At 69.6% G+C, this 14,114-nt stretch carries 12 protein-coding genes; 8 read left to right on the top strand and 4 right to left on the bottom strand.

Going from position 1 to position 14,114, the window contains the following annotated elements; translation table 11 throughout:
• Positions 1–13: 13 nt before the first annotated feature.
• The 5 genes from ptsP (at position 14) to prfA (ending at position 7,516) form a co-directional block, all read left to right on the top strand.
• Positions 14–2,293 (top strand): phosphoenolpyruvate--protein phosphotransferase, encoded by a 2,280-nt coding sequence (ptsP, locus tag F1643_RS01505; protein ID WP_194910164.1) that lies wholly within the window; start codon positions 14–16, stop codon positions 2,291–2,293.
• Between the two features lie 176 nt (positions 2,294–2,469).
• Positions 2,470–3,750, top strand: a complete 1,281-nt coding sequence (locus F1643_RS01500; protein WP_194910025.1) for a helix-turn-helix domain-containing protein — start codon at positions 2,470–2,472, stop codon at positions 3,748–3,750.
• A 149-nt stretch (positions 3,751–3,899) separates the two neighbouring features.
• On the top strand, positions 3,900–5,069 hold the full coding sequence (ispG, locus tag F1643_RS01495; protein WP_194910024.1) for a flavodoxin-dependent (E)-4-hydroxy-3-methylbut-2-enyl-diphosphate synthase: 1,170 nt from the start codon (positions 3,900–3,902) through the stop codon (positions 5,067–5,069).
• A gap of 37 nt (positions 5,070–5,106) precedes the next feature.
• On the top strand, positions 5,107–6,468 hold the full coding sequence (gene hemA / locus F1643_RS01490; RefSeq protein WP_194910023.1) for a glutamyl-tRNA reductase: 1,362 nt from the start codon (positions 5,107–5,109) through the stop codon (positions 6,466–6,468).
• Positions 6,443–7,516: a peptide chain release factor 1 gene (gene prfA, locus F1643_RS01485; protein ID WP_194910022.1), complete on the top strand. Its 1,074-nt coding sequence runs from the start codon at positions 6,443–6,445 to the stop codon at positions 7,514–7,516. Before hemA ends, prfA begins: the two co-directional genes overlap by 26 nt.
• A 20-nt stretch (positions 7,517–7,536) precedes the next feature.
• On the opposite strand, the gene F1643_RS21955 is transcribed toward prfA, so the two are convergent.
• Entirely contained in the window at positions 7,537–7,776 is a 240-nt protein-coding gene (locus F1643_RS21955; RefSeq protein ID WP_255542300.1) for an endonuclease domain-containing protein, read from the bottom strand.
• Entirely contained in the window at positions 7,695–7,898 is a 204-nt protein-coding gene (locus F1643_RS21950; RefSeq protein ID WP_255542282.1) for a DUF559 domain-containing protein, read from the bottom strand. Before F1643_RS21950 ends, F1643_RS21955 begins: the two co-directional genes overlap by 82 nt.
• Positions 7,899–8,032: 134 nt before the next feature.
• On the opposite strand from F1643_RS21950, the gene prmC reads away from it, so the two are divergent.
• Positions 8,033–8,881 carry a peptide chain release factor N(5)-glutamine methyltransferase gene (gene prmC, locus F1643_RS01475; protein ID WP_194910021.1) on the top strand — a complete coding sequence of 283 codons (849 nt, stop codon included), beginning with the start codon at positions 8,033–8,035 and terminating at the stop codon, positions 8,879–8,881.
• A gap of 283 nt (positions 8,882–9,164) precedes the next feature.
• Positions 9,165–9,605 carry a DUF4167 domain-containing protein gene (locus F1643_RS01470; RefSeq protein WP_194910020.1) on the top strand — a complete coding sequence of 147 codons (441 nt, stop codon included), beginning with the start codon at positions 9,165–9,167 and terminating at the stop codon, positions 9,603–9,605.
• 10 nt (positions 9,606–9,615) lie between these two features.
• On the opposite strand, the gene F1643_RS01465 is transcribed toward F1643_RS01470, so the two are convergent.
• A complete protein-coding gene (locus F1643_RS01465) occupies positions 9,616–10,380 on the bottom strand; it encodes an MOSC domain-containing protein (protein WP_194910019.1) in 765 nt (254 codons plus the stop codon).
• Between the two features lie 130 nt (positions 10,381–10,510).
• Positions 10,511–11,086, bottom strand: coding sequence for an NUDIX domain-containing protein (locus F1643_RS01460; protein WP_194910018.1), 576 nt, complete (start codon positions 11,084–11,086; stop codon positions 10,511–10,513).
• Between the two features lie 304 nt (positions 11,087–11,390).
• Between F1643_RS01460 and clpB the strand changes: the two genes are divergently transcribed.
• Entirely contained in the window at positions 11,391–13,994 is a 2,604-nt protein-coding gene (gene clpB, locus F1643_RS01455) for an ATP-dependent chaperone ClpB (RefSeq protein ID WP_194910017.1), read from the top strand.
• Positions 13,995–14,114 lie beyond the last annotated feature (120 nt).

Here is a 14,114-nt window from a genome sequence, read left to right as displayed (position 1 = left end):
CGGTGACGGCGGTATGGGCGGGGGAATGCATCCCCGCTTCGACGGCAGCTCGTCGCGCCGGCTGCTCGCCCGGCTGCGCGACATCATGGCCGGATCGGGGTCGGGGCAGGACCGGCTGGACAAGATCGTCACGCTGATCGCGGCGGAGATGAAGGCCGACGTCTGCTCCTGCTACATCATGCGGGCCGGCGAGGTGCTGGAGCTGTTCTCCACCGAGGGCCTGAACAAGACCGCCGTCCACAACACCCGCCTGCGGGTGGGCGAGGGCATCGTCGGCTACATCGCCGGCCACGCCCGTCCGGTCGCGCTGGACAACGCACCCTCCCACCCCAGCTTCGCCTACCGTCCGGAAACCGGCGAGGATCCGTTCCAGTCGCTGGCCGGCGTGCCGATCCTGCGCGGCAGCAAGGTGCGCGGCGTGCTGGTGATCCAGCACAAGGACCGCCGCCGCTATGTCGAGGAGGAGGTCGAAACCCTCCAGACCATCGCCATGGTCGTCGCCGAGCTGGTGGCCCAGAGCGAGCTGGTCAACCCGGTGGAGGTCACCACCACCGGCGATCCCGTGCTGCTGCCCGCCCGCCTGTCCGGCACGGCGATGAGCGCCGGGCTGGCCATGGGGCTGGCCGTCATCCACCGGCCGCAGCTGACCGTCCGCCAGATGGTGGCGGAGGACGCCGACGCCGAGCTGGAGCGCTTCAACACCGCGCTTCAGACCATGCACAGCGCCATCGACGATCTGCTGGAAGCGGCGTCGCTGGCGGGCTTGAGCGAACCGCGCGACATCCTGGAAACCTACCGGATGTTCGCCGAGGACCGCGGCTGGCTGTCGCGCATCCGCGAGGCGATCCGCGTCGGCCTGACGGCGGAAGCGGCGGTGCAGCAGGTGCAGAACGACACCCGCGCCCGCATGAGCCACCTGACCGATCCCTATATCCGGGAACGGCTGATGGATTTCGAGGACCTGACCAACAGGTTGCTGCAACATCTGGCCGGCAAGACCAGCGGCACCGACGGGGCCACCCTGCCCGACGACATGATCCTGGTCGCCCGCTCCATGGGGCCGGCGGAGCTTCTGGATTACGACCGTACCCGGCTGCGCGGCCTGCTGCTGGAGGAGGGGTCGCCTGCCAGCCATGTCTGCATCGTCGCCCGCGCCCTGAACATCCCGGTGGTGCAGGCGGCCGACGCGCTGAACCGGATCGAGCCGCTGGACCAGCTGATCGTCGACGGCGACCATGGGTCGGTCTTCATCCGCCCGGCCGAAGACATCCAGATGGCCTTCTCCGAGGCGGTCGCGCTGCAGCACCGCAAGGAGCAGATGTATGCGGAGATCCGCAACCTGCCCTCGGTCACGCGCGACGGGGTGCCGATCTCCATCCAGCTGAACTGCGGCCTGCTGATCGACCTGCCGCATTTGACCGCCAGCGGCGCCGAGGGAGTCGGGCTCTACCGCACCGAAATCCCCTTCATGGTCCGGGCGTCGTATCCCGACGTGAAGGCGCAGACCGACCTCTATTCCCGCATCCTGGACGAGGTCGGCGACCGGCCGGTCGTCTTCCGCACGCTGGATGTCGGCGGCGACAAGATGCTGCCCTACATGACCGGCGGCGAGGAGGAGAACCCGGCGCTGGGCTGGCGCGCGGTGCGCATCGGGCTGGACCACCCGTCGCTGCTGCGCCAGCAGTTGCGCGCGCTGCTGCTGGCCGCCGCCGGCCGGCCGCTGTCGGTGATGTTCCCGATGATCGCCGAGGTCGCGGAGTTCGACGGCGTCCGCCGCCTGTTGGACCTGGAGCTGAAGCGGCTGGACTCCCAGGGCATCGAGCGGCCGAGCGGCCTGCGCGTCGGCACCATGCTGGAGGTGCCGTCGCTGTTGTGGCAACTTCCGGCCCTGCTGCCCAAGCTGGATTTCCTGTCGGTCGGCTCCAACGACCTGACCCAGTATCTGTTCGCCGCCGACCGCGGCAACCCCCGCACCTCGACCCGCTACGACCCGCTGTCGCCGTCGATGCTGTGCGTGCTGCGCCGGCTGGTGGACGAGTGCGCCAGGCACAAGGTGTCGCTCAGCATCTGCGGCGAGATGGCCGGCAGGCCGCTGGACGCCATGGCGCTGATCGGCGTCGGCTTCCGCACCCTGTCGATGTCGCCGCCGTCGGTCGGTCCGGTGAAGACCATGCTGCGCTCGATGGATGTCGGGGCGCTGCGGCAGTACATGAGCGGGCTCTACACCGGCGCCGACCACAGCCTGCGCGACAAGCTGAAGACCTTCGCCAAGGATCACGGGGTGCTGATCTGAGGGGCCGATCCCGCCCCCCGCCCACTTGTCACGACTCGCAGCCCCTGACCCGCGGTCATTGCGGTTGCGCCGCGGGGGCGGCATGTCGTACCCATTCCGCCTGTTGCATCCGCAAGGATGCCCCGGTTGCGCATGACTTTCGGCGTGCGCGCTAGTTGCGAGCAGATGGCGAGCCCATGGCCAAGCGCAAGGTTTTCGACGATTTCGACCCGGCTCCGGCCGGCCCCTCCGTCTCCGAGACCCTGCGCTCCACGCGCATGGCGCACGGCTACGACCTGCGCGACGTCGCGGCGATGCTGCGCATCCGCTATCCGTACCTGCTGGCCATCGAGGAAGGGCGGTTCGACGAGCTGCCGGGCAGCACCTACGCCATCGGCTTCCTGCGGTCCTACGCCGAGTGCCTGGGGCTGGACCCCGACACCGTCGTCACCCGCTACAAGGACGAGGCGGCCGGCACCGTCCGCCGGCAGGAGCTGTACCTGCCGACCCCGGCGGCCGAAGGAGGGCGCGCCTCGGGCGGCACCCTGCTGCTGGGCACGCTGGTTCTGGCCGGCATCGTCTATGGCGGCTGGTATTATCTGTCGGCGACCGACCGGACGGTGACCGATCTGGTGCCCACCCTGCCGGACCGGCTGGTCTCGCTGCTGGATGGCGTGCCGTCCAAGCCTGCAGCCCCGGCGTCCGAGCAGGCCGGCATTGCGGCGCAGCCGGGAGCCGAGCCGTCGGTTCCCGCGCCGGCGATCGCCTCCGCCCCGGCCACGCCCGCCGCCCCGCCAACCGCCGCGGCTCCGGCGGCTCCCGCTCCCGCAGCCGGCGCCCCTGCTCCGGGTTCTGCCGCGAAGCCGCCGCAGGGGACCGCCCCGACCGCTCCGGCGCCGGCCGCTTCGACGCCGGCCGCTTCGACGCCGGCCGCTTCGACGGTTGCCGGCAAGCCGCCGGCCGTCGCGGCCGTTCCGCCCGCGGTTCTGCCGCCGGCGCAATCGCCGCTGCCGTCCGCCAATGCACCGTCCACGAACCAGACAGCCGGGCAGGGCCCGGGACAAGCGGTCGTCAACATTCCGGCCCCGCCGCCTGAGGATGACGAGGAGGCATCGCCCCAGGACCCGACCCCGCTGAACGCCGCGGCCAACCCGCCCGCCGCGCCGGCCGCCCCGACGGCGACGGTGCCGGCCAACGGCAAGGTCTATGGCACGCTGAACACCAACGCCAAGCTGGTCCTGAAGGCCACCCAGGAAAGCTGGGTGCAGGTGCGCGACGGCAGCGAGATCGTCTTCACCCGCGTGCTGAAGCCGGGCGACACCTTCCGCGTTCCCGACAAGCCCAACGTGAAGATCCGCACCGGCAATGCCGGCGGTCTGGTGGTGATGAGCGATGGCGGCGAAAGCCCGCCGCTGGGCTCCGTCGGGCAGGTTCTGCGCGACATCACCATCGACGGCAATGGGGTGGTGCGGCGCTGATCCCTGCCATCCTGCATGGCCCACTCAAATGCATGGCTTGAATACCCGATCTTGAATCCGGGGCGCCGGACCGCACTTCTGGCCTGACGCCGGCTGCGCTAGGATGCGGCTCCCGGCCACCGCTTTCGCTGTCCAGAGGCTGACCTGAGATGACCGTGCGCGCCTACCGCCAGATCCTTCGCCGCAAATCGCGCCAGATTCGCGTCGGCAACGTGTTGGTCGGCGGCGACGCGCCGATCTCGGTCCAGACCATGACCAACACGCCGACCACCGACGTCAAGGCGACGGTGGAGCAGATCCAGGCGGCAGAGCGGGTGGGGGCGGACATCGTCCGCGTCTCCTGCCCCGACCGCGAGTCGGCGCTGGCGCTGAAGGACATCGTGCGGCAGGTGAAGGTGCCGCTCGTCGCCGACATCCATTTCCACTACAAGCGCGCCATCGAGGCGGCGGAGAGCGGGGCGGCCTGCCTGCGCATCAACCCCGGCAACATCGGCTCGGCCGAGCGGGTGCGCGAGGTGGTGAAGGCGGCCAAGGATCATGGCTGTTCCATGCGCATCGGCGTCAATGCCGGCTCGCTGGAGCAGGATCTGCTGGAGAAATACGGCGAGCCCTGTCCGGAGGCGATGGTCGAGAGCGCGCTGAACCATGCCAAGATCCTGGAAGACAACGATTTCCGCGAGTTCAAGATTTCGGTGAAGGCGTCCGACGCGTTTTTGGCCGTCGCCGCCTACCAGGGGCTGGCCGAAGCCTGCGATTATCCTCTGCACATCGGCATCACCGAGGCGGGCGGCCTGCGCGCCGGCACGGTGAAGTCGTCGATCGGGCTCGGCATGCTGCTGTGGTCGGGCATCGGCGACACTCTGCGCGTCTCGCTGTCGGCCGACCCGGCGGAAGAGGTCCTGGTCGGCTACGACATCCTGAAGTCGCTGGGGCTGCGCCGCCGCGGCGTCACCGTCATCTCCTGCCCCAGCTGCGCGCGGCAGAACTTCAACGTCATCAAGACGGTGGAATTGCTGGAACAGAAGCTGGCCCACATCACCACGCCGCTGACCCTGTCGGTGATCGGCTGCGTCGTGAACGGGCCGGGCGAGGCGCGGGAGACCGACATCGGCCTGACCGGCGGCGGCAACAACACCCATCAGGTCTATCTGTCGGGCGTGACCGACCACCGGCTGAAGGACCAGGACATCGTCCAGCATCTGGTCGGTCTGGTCGAGAAGAAGGCGGCCGAGATCGAAGCGGCGAAAGCCGCCGCGGAAGCCGCCGAAGCGGAAACCACCCGAGAAACCACCCGAGACGTGGCCCCCGCCGCGGAGTAAGCTGCCCCCGATTTAAGCAGGGACAGCGACTCGCGGCGTGACCACCACCTCCTACCTCGTCATCGGCGCCAGCCACCGGACTTGTTCCGGAGCCGTCCGCGACCGCCTGTCCACCGACGAGGCGGAAGTGGCGGGCATGCTGGACCGGCTGCGCGCCGCAGGCGTGGGGCAGGCGGTGTGGCTCAGCACCTGTGACCGGGTGGAGGTTCAGGCGGTCCATGAGCGCCCGAACGAGGCGGCGCTGGCGATCGCCGAGGCGATGGCCGACCGCGTCGGGCTGCCGACATCCGATCTGGCGCCGCAGCTCTACACCCGCACCGGCATCGACGCGGTGCGCCACCTGTTCGCGGTAGCCTGCTCGCTCGACAGCCAGATCGTCGGCGAGCCGCATATCCTGGGCCAGCTGAAGGCCGCCCACCGCAGCGCCGCGTCGGCCGGCATGACCGGGCCGGAGCTGGAGGCGGCGCTGCAGGCCGCCTATGCCGCCGCCAAGCGGGTGCGCAGCGAGACGCCGATCGCGGAGGGCGCCACCTCGCTGGCCGCCGCCGCCATCCAGGTGGCGCGCGACCTGCACGGCGACATCCGGCGCTGCGGCGCCCTGCTGCTGGGGCTGGGCGACATGGGCGCCCTGGTTCTGGAGGGGCTGCGCGATGCCGGGCTGCCGCGGCTGACGGTCGCAGCCCCGGTGGACCGGCGGGCGGAAGCGGCGGCACGGCGGCTGGACGGGCATTTCGCCCCCTGGGCCGACCTGGAGACGGCGATGACCGGCGCCGATATCCTGGTGGCCGCGGCCGGCCTCGGGCGCTATATCCTCACGGCTCCGATGATGGAGGCGGTGCTGAAGCGCCGCCGCCGCCGTCCGGTCTTCGTGGTCGATGCGGCCATCCCGGCCGACGTCGATCCGGCGGTGGCGGGGATGGACGGCGCCTTCGTCTACGATCTGGCCGATCTGGAGCGGGTGGCGCTGCAGGGCCGCGTCGGGCGCGAGGCGGCGACCCAGGCGGCCTGGATGATCGTGGACGAGGCGGTGGCCGCCTTCGCCCGCGATCGGGCCGAACGCGCCGCGGTGCCTGCCGTGGCGGCTCTCCGCACCCATTTCGAGGCGGAGCGGCGGCGCCTGCTCGCCGGGCACGGCGATCTGGACGCGGCGTCGGCGACGCGGCTGCTGGTCAACCGGCTGCTGCACGCCCCGTCGGAAGCGCTGCGTGCGCTGGCCGCCGACGGCAGCGGCGAAGGGCTGGCCGAACGGGCCGCGGCCGAACGGCTGATGTTCCGGCTGTTCGGGCTGGACAGGTTCGGGCGGGCCAAGTTCGAGCAAGACGGCATGGCCTGTGACGGGGCCGAAGAGACTGAACGGGATAAGGACGAGCGACGTGAGCCTGGACGAGAAGTTCGATAAGGTGATGGCCCGGTACGACGAGCTGCGCGACACGCTTGCGGCCGGCCTTGCCGAGTCCGGCGACTTCGCCCGGCTGTCCAAGGAATATGCCGACCTCACCCCCATCGCCGAGGCCATCGCGGAGCTGAAGAAGGGCCGCGCCGAAGCCGCCGATCTGGCGGGAATGATCGCCGATCCTGGGGCCGACCCCGAGATGAAGGCGATGGCGGAGGAGGAATTCCACGTCCTGACCAAGCGCATCCCGGATTTGGAGCGCAAGGTGCAGATCTCGCTGCTGCCGAAGGACGAGGCGGACGAGAAGAACGCCATCCTGGAGGTGCGCGCCGGCACCGGCGGCGACGAGGCCGCGCTGTTCGCCGCCGAGCTGTTCGAGATGTACCGCCGCTATGCCGGCCTGCATGGCTGGCGGTTCGAGGCGATGGACGTCAGCGAGACCGGCATCGGCGGCTACAAGGAGGCCACCGCCAACATCACCGGCCGTGGCGTGTTCGCCCGGCTGAAGTTCGAGTCCGGCGTCCACCGCGTCCAGCGCGTGCCGGCGACGGAGGCGCAGGGCCGCATCCACACCTCCGCCGCCACCGTCGCCGTGCTGCCCGAGGCGGAGGAGGTGGACATCCACATCGACGAGAAGGATCTGCGGATCGACGTCTTCCGCTCCTCCGGTCCCGGTGGCCAGTCGGTCAACACCACCGACAGCGCGGTGCGCATCACCCACCTGCCGACCGGGCTGGTGGTGAGCCAGCAGGACGAGAAGTCGCAGCACAAGAACAAGGCCAAGGCGCTGAAGGTGCTGCGCGCCCGGCTGTACGACCGCGAGCGCGCGGAGAAGGACGCCGTGCGTGCCGCCGACCGCAAGAACCAGGTCGGCAGCGGCGACCGCTCGGAACGCATCCGCACCTACAACTTCCCGCAAGGCCGCGTGACGGACCACCGCATCAACCTGACGCTCTACAAGATCGACAAGGTGATGGCCGGCGAAGCGCTGGACGAACTGATCGATTCGCTGGTGTCCGAGGACGAGGCCGCCCGGCTGGCGGAGCTGGGGTGATTGCCTTTGCCAAGCGACACCTAATCCCCTCCCCCGCCCAGCGGGGGAGGGTTAGGGTGGGGGCAAGTGTCCGCATTTCTTGGCCCTCCCAAAGCCTCCAGCACGCTCGCCGCCACGCCCTCCGGATTGCGCAGCACGTCAGTGTTCCAGAACCTCAACACCCGCCAGCCACACTCCATCAGGAACTTCGTGCGCGCCTCGTCATAGCCGGAATCGGCATGCTGCCCGCCATCGACCTCGACCGCGAGGCAGACCTCCAGGCAGGCGAAATCAATGATGTAGGGGGGATCGGATGCTGACGCCGGAACCGCCAGCCGCCAAGCTGGCCGTTGCGCAGGTACTGCCACAGGCGCCGTTCGGCGTCGGTCGGCAGCGAGCGCATGCCGCGGGCTCGGTGTTTGAGGACGGGGTTGCGCATCGGGGGAGTGCGTATGTGTGGGGGGCTTGCCCCCACCCTAACCCTCCCCCGCTGGGCGGGGGAGGGGATCCGTTGTCGCGGATCAAGGGAGCATATCCATGAACCTCCGCACCCTGCGCGCCCAGGCCGAAGCTCGCCTGCGCGAGGCCGGTGTCGATACGCCGGAGCTCGACGCCCGCTACCTGCTCGAACATGCGCTGACCCTCACCCGCACCGACTTCGTTACGAAGGCGGAACAACTGATCCCCGACGCCGATGCCGCCCGCGCCCTGGCGCTGGTCGAGCGTCGCGCCGCGCGGGAGCCGGTGGGGCGCATCCTGGGGCACCGGGAGTTCTGGACCATCGACCTCGCCCTCAACCCCGACACGTTGGAGCCGCGGCCGGACACCGAGACGGTGGTGGAGGCGGTGCTGGCCGCCATTCCCGACCGGAAGGCCCCGCTGCACCTGATCGATTTCGGAACCGGAACGGGATGCATCCTGCTGGCGCTGCTGTCGGAGCTGCCGAATGCCAGCGGTGTCGGCGTCGATCTCAGCCCGCTGGCGGTGGAGGGGGCGGCCGGCAATGCCGAGCGCAACGGGCTGGCGGACCGCGTCCGCTTCCAGAGCGGCGATTGGGCAAAGGGGATCGGGGATCGTTTCGACATCGTGGTGTCCAACCCGCCCTACATCCCCAGCGCCGACATCGCCACGCTGGAGCCGGAGGTACGGGAGCATGACCCGCTCCGTGCACTGGACGGCGGCCCGGACGGGCTGGAGCCCTACCGCATCCTCGCCGCCGAGCTGCCGCGCCTGCTGGAGCCCGGCGGGCTGGTGGCCTTCGAGGTCGGGCAGGGTCAGGCGGAGGATGTGGCGGCGCTGGTTGAGGCGCAGGGATTGGGGGAGACCGCGATCCTGTGTGACCTCGGTGGGGTAAAGCGCTGCGTCAGGGCACGAAAGGCGCTGTGAGCCGGCCGCTTATCCAAAAAAACGGTTGGATCGCCGGGCTTTGCCGGGTAGTGTGCGGTACACGACCGCGAACCTACGGCCTGCGGAGCATGATTCTCGGATGGTTTTCTGCCGAGCGCTGACCGCCATGGCCCTCCGCACGCGATGCGGACGCGTCGTTTGAACCCCGTGAGCGACCCATGGAAATCGTCCATGGCAGACCGGGCGGCCGGGCCGGAAGGCCGGATGGCCGCCGGAGCGTTCCGGGGACTGCGCTTCTCTTGCATGGGGCCTTAAGAGCCGAATGAGACAGGGACCGAACTCCAGGCGTTCGCGTGGTCGTGGCAACAGCGGCGGCGGGGGCAGCGGCGGCGGTGGTGGCGGGGGCGGCGGTGGTGCCGGCCGGCGCCAGAACGTTCCGCTGCGTCACCAGACCTTCGACAGCAACGGCCCGGACGTCCGCATTCGCGGCAATGCGTGGCAGGTGCAGGAAAAGTATCAGGCGCTGGCCCGCGACGCGATGTCGTCCGGCGACCGCGTGCAGGCGGAAAACTACCTGCAGCATGCGGAGCATTACCTGCGCATCATCAACCAGATCCAGGAATCGGAAAACCGCCAGCGCGGCGGCCAGCCCAGCATCGGGCACGGCCACCAGCAGCAGGGGTCCTCGCAGGTCGGCGACGATGACGACCAGCAGGGCGAGGACGAGACGGACGGCGAGGAACGGGCGGCCGTCAACGCCTGAGACCCTGTGGTTATTCGGCCGGCGTGACCGGGTCGCCTACTGCGATCCGGCCGCCGCCGGTCACGCGGGCGCGCAGCAGGATCTGGCCGTGGCCGTAGCCGCGCTCCATGATGGTCGGCAGGCTGAGGTCGGCGACGCCGCTGTCCGGGTTCACATCGTTGCCGGGCGTACAGTCCAGCGCCTCCACCACCTCCAGCGTTGCGGCACCCACGGTCACGGTCCGGCCGATCCAGCCGCGTTCCGTCCACGGATCGATGCCGTCCAGCAGCAGGTTGGCGCGCAGGCGGCGGGGATCGACCGGCTGCTTGGCGATCCGCTCCTCCAGATCGCGCAGGCTGGCGAGGTTCAGCAGGGTGACCGACGGCTCCTCGCTGTCGCCGAAGGCGCCGTGCTGCGCCTCGATCAGGCGGGGCATGCCGGGGACGATGCCGGCCAGATAGGCGGCGAAGAACTGCTCAAGCAGCGTGCGGCCCATCGGCTGGTCCAGCCGGCCGCGCGACACCTGCCGGCCGCCGCGGCGGATGATCAGCGCGCGCGTCTCCTCGTCGAACTCCGTCTGCAGCGCCGCCAGCTTTTCCGTGCGGTCCAGCGTGAAGAAATCGGACGGAAAGCGCCAGCCTTCCGTCTCGGTGTCCAGTGCGGCCGGGCCGTGCAGCAGCCCGTAACGGCGGTCGAACGGGATCGCCTGTCCGGCGGTCAGGTCGGTGGCGGTCAGGTTCTGGCCGCTCATGCCCTTGACGGGATAGCGGCGGATGGCGGTCAGTGTGGCGTTCATTGCACTGCACAATGAAAGGGCCGGAGCGTCCCTGTCAACCGATGCGGTGCCTGTTTCTCACGCTACGGCTGGGGGAAAGGCGGTGGGGGTATCCCGGGACCGCCAACTCCACCGCAATGATCTGGTGCCGCTACCAGCGTTCGGCGACGGGGTGGTGCCCGAGAAATTCCTCCAGCCGCCGCCCGGTGGCCGGAGATAGCTCCGCCGGAAGCCGGTCGATCGGGAAGAAGCGGGTCTCGACGATCTCCACCCCGTCCGCCTTCGGCGTGCCGCTCCAGCCGCGCACCACGAAGACCGCCACATGGTCGCTCGCCCCGTTGCGGAAGCGGGCATAGATGCCGAAAGGCTGAGCGGGCCGGTCGGCGATCAGCCCGACCTCCTCCCGCACCTCGCGGCGCATGGCGTCGACCAACGTCTCCCCTCGCCCGACGCCGCCGCCGGGCAGATGCCAGCCGCCGACATAGCTGTGGCGGATCAGCAGCACGCGCGGGGCTGCCGGGTCCGACTCGTCGAGGATGATCGCCCGCACCCCCATGGTCAGCGGGCGTGCGATCCGGTGCCAGAGCCCGCGCAGGCTCCAGGCGAGGCGCAGCAGCCGCGCCGTCATGGTCCGCGGCATGGCTTGGCCCGCGGGCGTTGTTGCGGGCTTCACGTCGGTGGCGGTGCGCGTGGTGGGGCGGGTGGCGGAACTGGCCAGATCGGTCATGGTGGGTATCCGGGGCGGGGAGACCGGCGGAAGGCAGGCAGGCGGCAGTCTAGCCGGGGCGGGCAGTCGCCGTGTAGGGGGGCAATCGGCGGGTCACGCACTACCCCTTTCTTACGGTCCTAAGCGGTCGGGACGAGGTGGGCATGGCGGCTTTTCTCTCCCGATAACCTTTCCACGCCGATGGTCTTGCATGACCTCCGGCCCTGCCTACATCTCCCGCAGCATCCTTGCGGATCGCACTGACATGTGGATCGAGTTGACCGGGCTGCCTAGCGGACGGTCGACGGGAGATGAGGGGAGCATCATGGATTTCGAGCAATACACCGAGCGTAGTCGCGGGTTCATCCAGGCCGCGCAGACCCTGGCCGTGCGCCGCGGGCATCAGCGCCTGACCCCGGAACATCTGCTGAAGACCCTGCTGGACGACAAGGAAGGCCTTGCCGCCAACCTGATCCGTGCGGCGGGCGGCGACCCGAAGGCGGCCCTGTCGGCGGTCGATGCCGAACTGGACAAGCTGCCGAAGGTCGAGGGCAGCGGCGCCGGTCAGCTCTACCTGACGCCCGAGCTGTCCCGCCTGTTCGAGCAGGCCGAAAAGGTGGCCGAGAAGGCTGGCGACAGCTTCGTCACCGCCGAACGCATCCTGCTGGCGCTGGCCATGGCCGACGGCACCCCGTCGGGCAAAGCGCTGAAGTCGGCCGGCGTGACGCCGCAGGCGCTGAACACCGCCATCAACGACATCCGCAAGGGCCGCACCGCCGACAGCGCCAGTGCCGAGCAGGGCTATGACGCGCTGAAGAAGTATGCGCGCGACCTGACCGCCGCGGCACGCGACGGCAAGCTCGACCCCGTGATCGGCCGCGACGAGGAAATCCGCCGCACCATCCAGGTGCTGGCCCGCCGCACCAAGAACAACCCGGTGCTGATCGGCGAGCCCGGCGTCGGCAAGACCGCCATCGTCGAGGGGCTGGCCCAGCGCATCGTCAAGGGCGACGTGCCGGAAGGGCTGAAGAACAAGCAGCTGCTGTCGCTCGACCTCGGCGCGCTCGTGGCCGGAGCGAAGTATCGCGGCGAGTTCGAGGAGCGGCTGAAGGCCGTGCTGTCGGAAATCCAGGCGGCGGCCGGCGAGATCGTCGTCTTCATCGACGAGCTGCACACGCTGGTCGGCGCCGGCAAGTCGGACGGCGCGATGGACGCCTCCAACATGCTGAAGCCCGCGCTGGCGCGCGGCGAGCTGCACTGCGTCGGCGCCACCACGCTGGACGAGTTCCGCAAATATATCGAGAAGGACGCGGCGCTGGCCCGGCGCTTCCAGCCGGTCTTCGTGTCGGAGCCGACGGTGGAGGACACCATCTCCATCCTGCGCGGCCTGAAGGAGCGCTATGAAGTGCACCATGGCGTGCGCATCACCGACAGCGCCATCGTGTCGGCGGCGACCCTGTCCAACCGCTACATCACCGACCGCTTCCTGCCCGACAAGGCCATCGACCTGATCGACGAGGCGGCGAGCCGCCTGCGCATGGCGGTGGACAGCAAGCCGGAGGCCATCGACGAGCTGGACCGCCGCATCATCCAATTGAAGATCGAGCGTGAAGCGCTGAAGCGAGAGCAGGACTCCGCGTCGCGCGACCGGCTGGTCAACCTGGAGCGTGAGCTGTCCGACCTGGAGCAGGAGTCGGCCGAGCTGACCGCCAAGTGGCAGGCCGAGAAGGACCAACTGCAGGGCGCGCAGAAGATCAAGGAGGATTTGGAGAAGGCCCGCACCGAGCTGGAGACGGCGCAGCGCGACGGCAACTGGGGCCGCGCGGGCGAGCTGACCTACAGCGTCATTCCGGGCCTGGAAAAGGCTTTGAAGGAAGCCGAGGAGCATGCCAGCAGCCGCATGCTGAACGAGGAGGTGCGCGACGGCGACATCGCCGCGGTGGTCAGCCGCTGGACCGGCGTGCCGGTCGACAAGATGCTGGCCGGCGAGCGCGAGAAGCTGCTGGCGATGGAGGACAAGCTGCGCGGCCGGGTCATCGGCCAGGACGAGGCGATCGTCGCCGTGTCCAACGCCGTGCGCCGGGCGCGGGCCGGGTTGCAGGACCCGAACCGTCCCATCGGTTCCTTCCTGTTCCTCGGTCCGACCGGCGTCGGCAAGACCGAGCTGACCAAGGCGCTGGCCGAATTCCTGTTCGACGACGAGACGGCGATGGTCCGGCTCGACATGTCGGAATACATGGAAAAGCACTCCGTCGCCCGCATGATCGGCGCGCCTCCGGGCTATGTCGGCTATGAGGAAGGCGGGGCGCTGACCGAGGCGGTGCGCCGCCGGCCCTATCAGGTCGTGCTGTTCGACGAGGTGGAGAAGGCCCACCCGGACGTCTTCAACGTGCTGCTGCAGGTGCTGGACGACGGCCGTCTGACCGACGGGCAGGGCCGCACGGTCGATTTCCGCAACGTCGTCATCATCATGACCTCCAACCTCGGCTCGCAGGCGCTGGCCGAGCAGCCGGAGGGCCAGGACAGCGGCGCCGTGCGCGAGGAGGTGATGGAGGCCGTCCGCGCCCATTTCCGGCCGGAGTTCCTGAACCGCCTGGACGAGATCCTGCTGTTCCACCGGCTCGACCGCCGGCATATGGGCGGCATCGTCAAGATCCAGCTCGGCCGCCTGACCAAGATGCTCGCCGACCGCGAGATCACGCTGACGGTGGACGAGGCCGCGACCGAATGGCTGGCCGAGGCCGGTTACGACCCGGTCTACGGCGCGCGTCCGCTGAAGCGGGTGATCCAGCGCGAGTTGCAGAACCCGATGGCGACCCTGATCCTGGAAGGCCGCATCAAGGATGGCCAGACCGTGACGGTCGGTGCGGAAGGCGGTTCGCTGACCATCGACGGCCAGCCGGTCAGCGGGTTGGTTCGCAAGGGGTGAGCGGTCGACATTGAAATCCCCTCTCCCGTCCCGGGAGAGGGAGGGACCCGCCGAAGGCGGGAGGGTGAGGGGCGATCCGGACATGGATTACTGAGCCTTGGATCACCCCTCACCCTTCCC

This window comes from Azospirillum sp. INR13 (assembly GCF_015390205.1).
In the GTDB taxonomy this organism is placed as follows: domain Bacteria; phylum Pseudomonadota; class Alphaproteobacteria; order Azospirillales; family Azospirillaceae; genus Azospirillum.
Note: the sequence above shows the minus strand (reverse complement) of the source record. Positions and strands in the feature narration are given on the sequence as shown.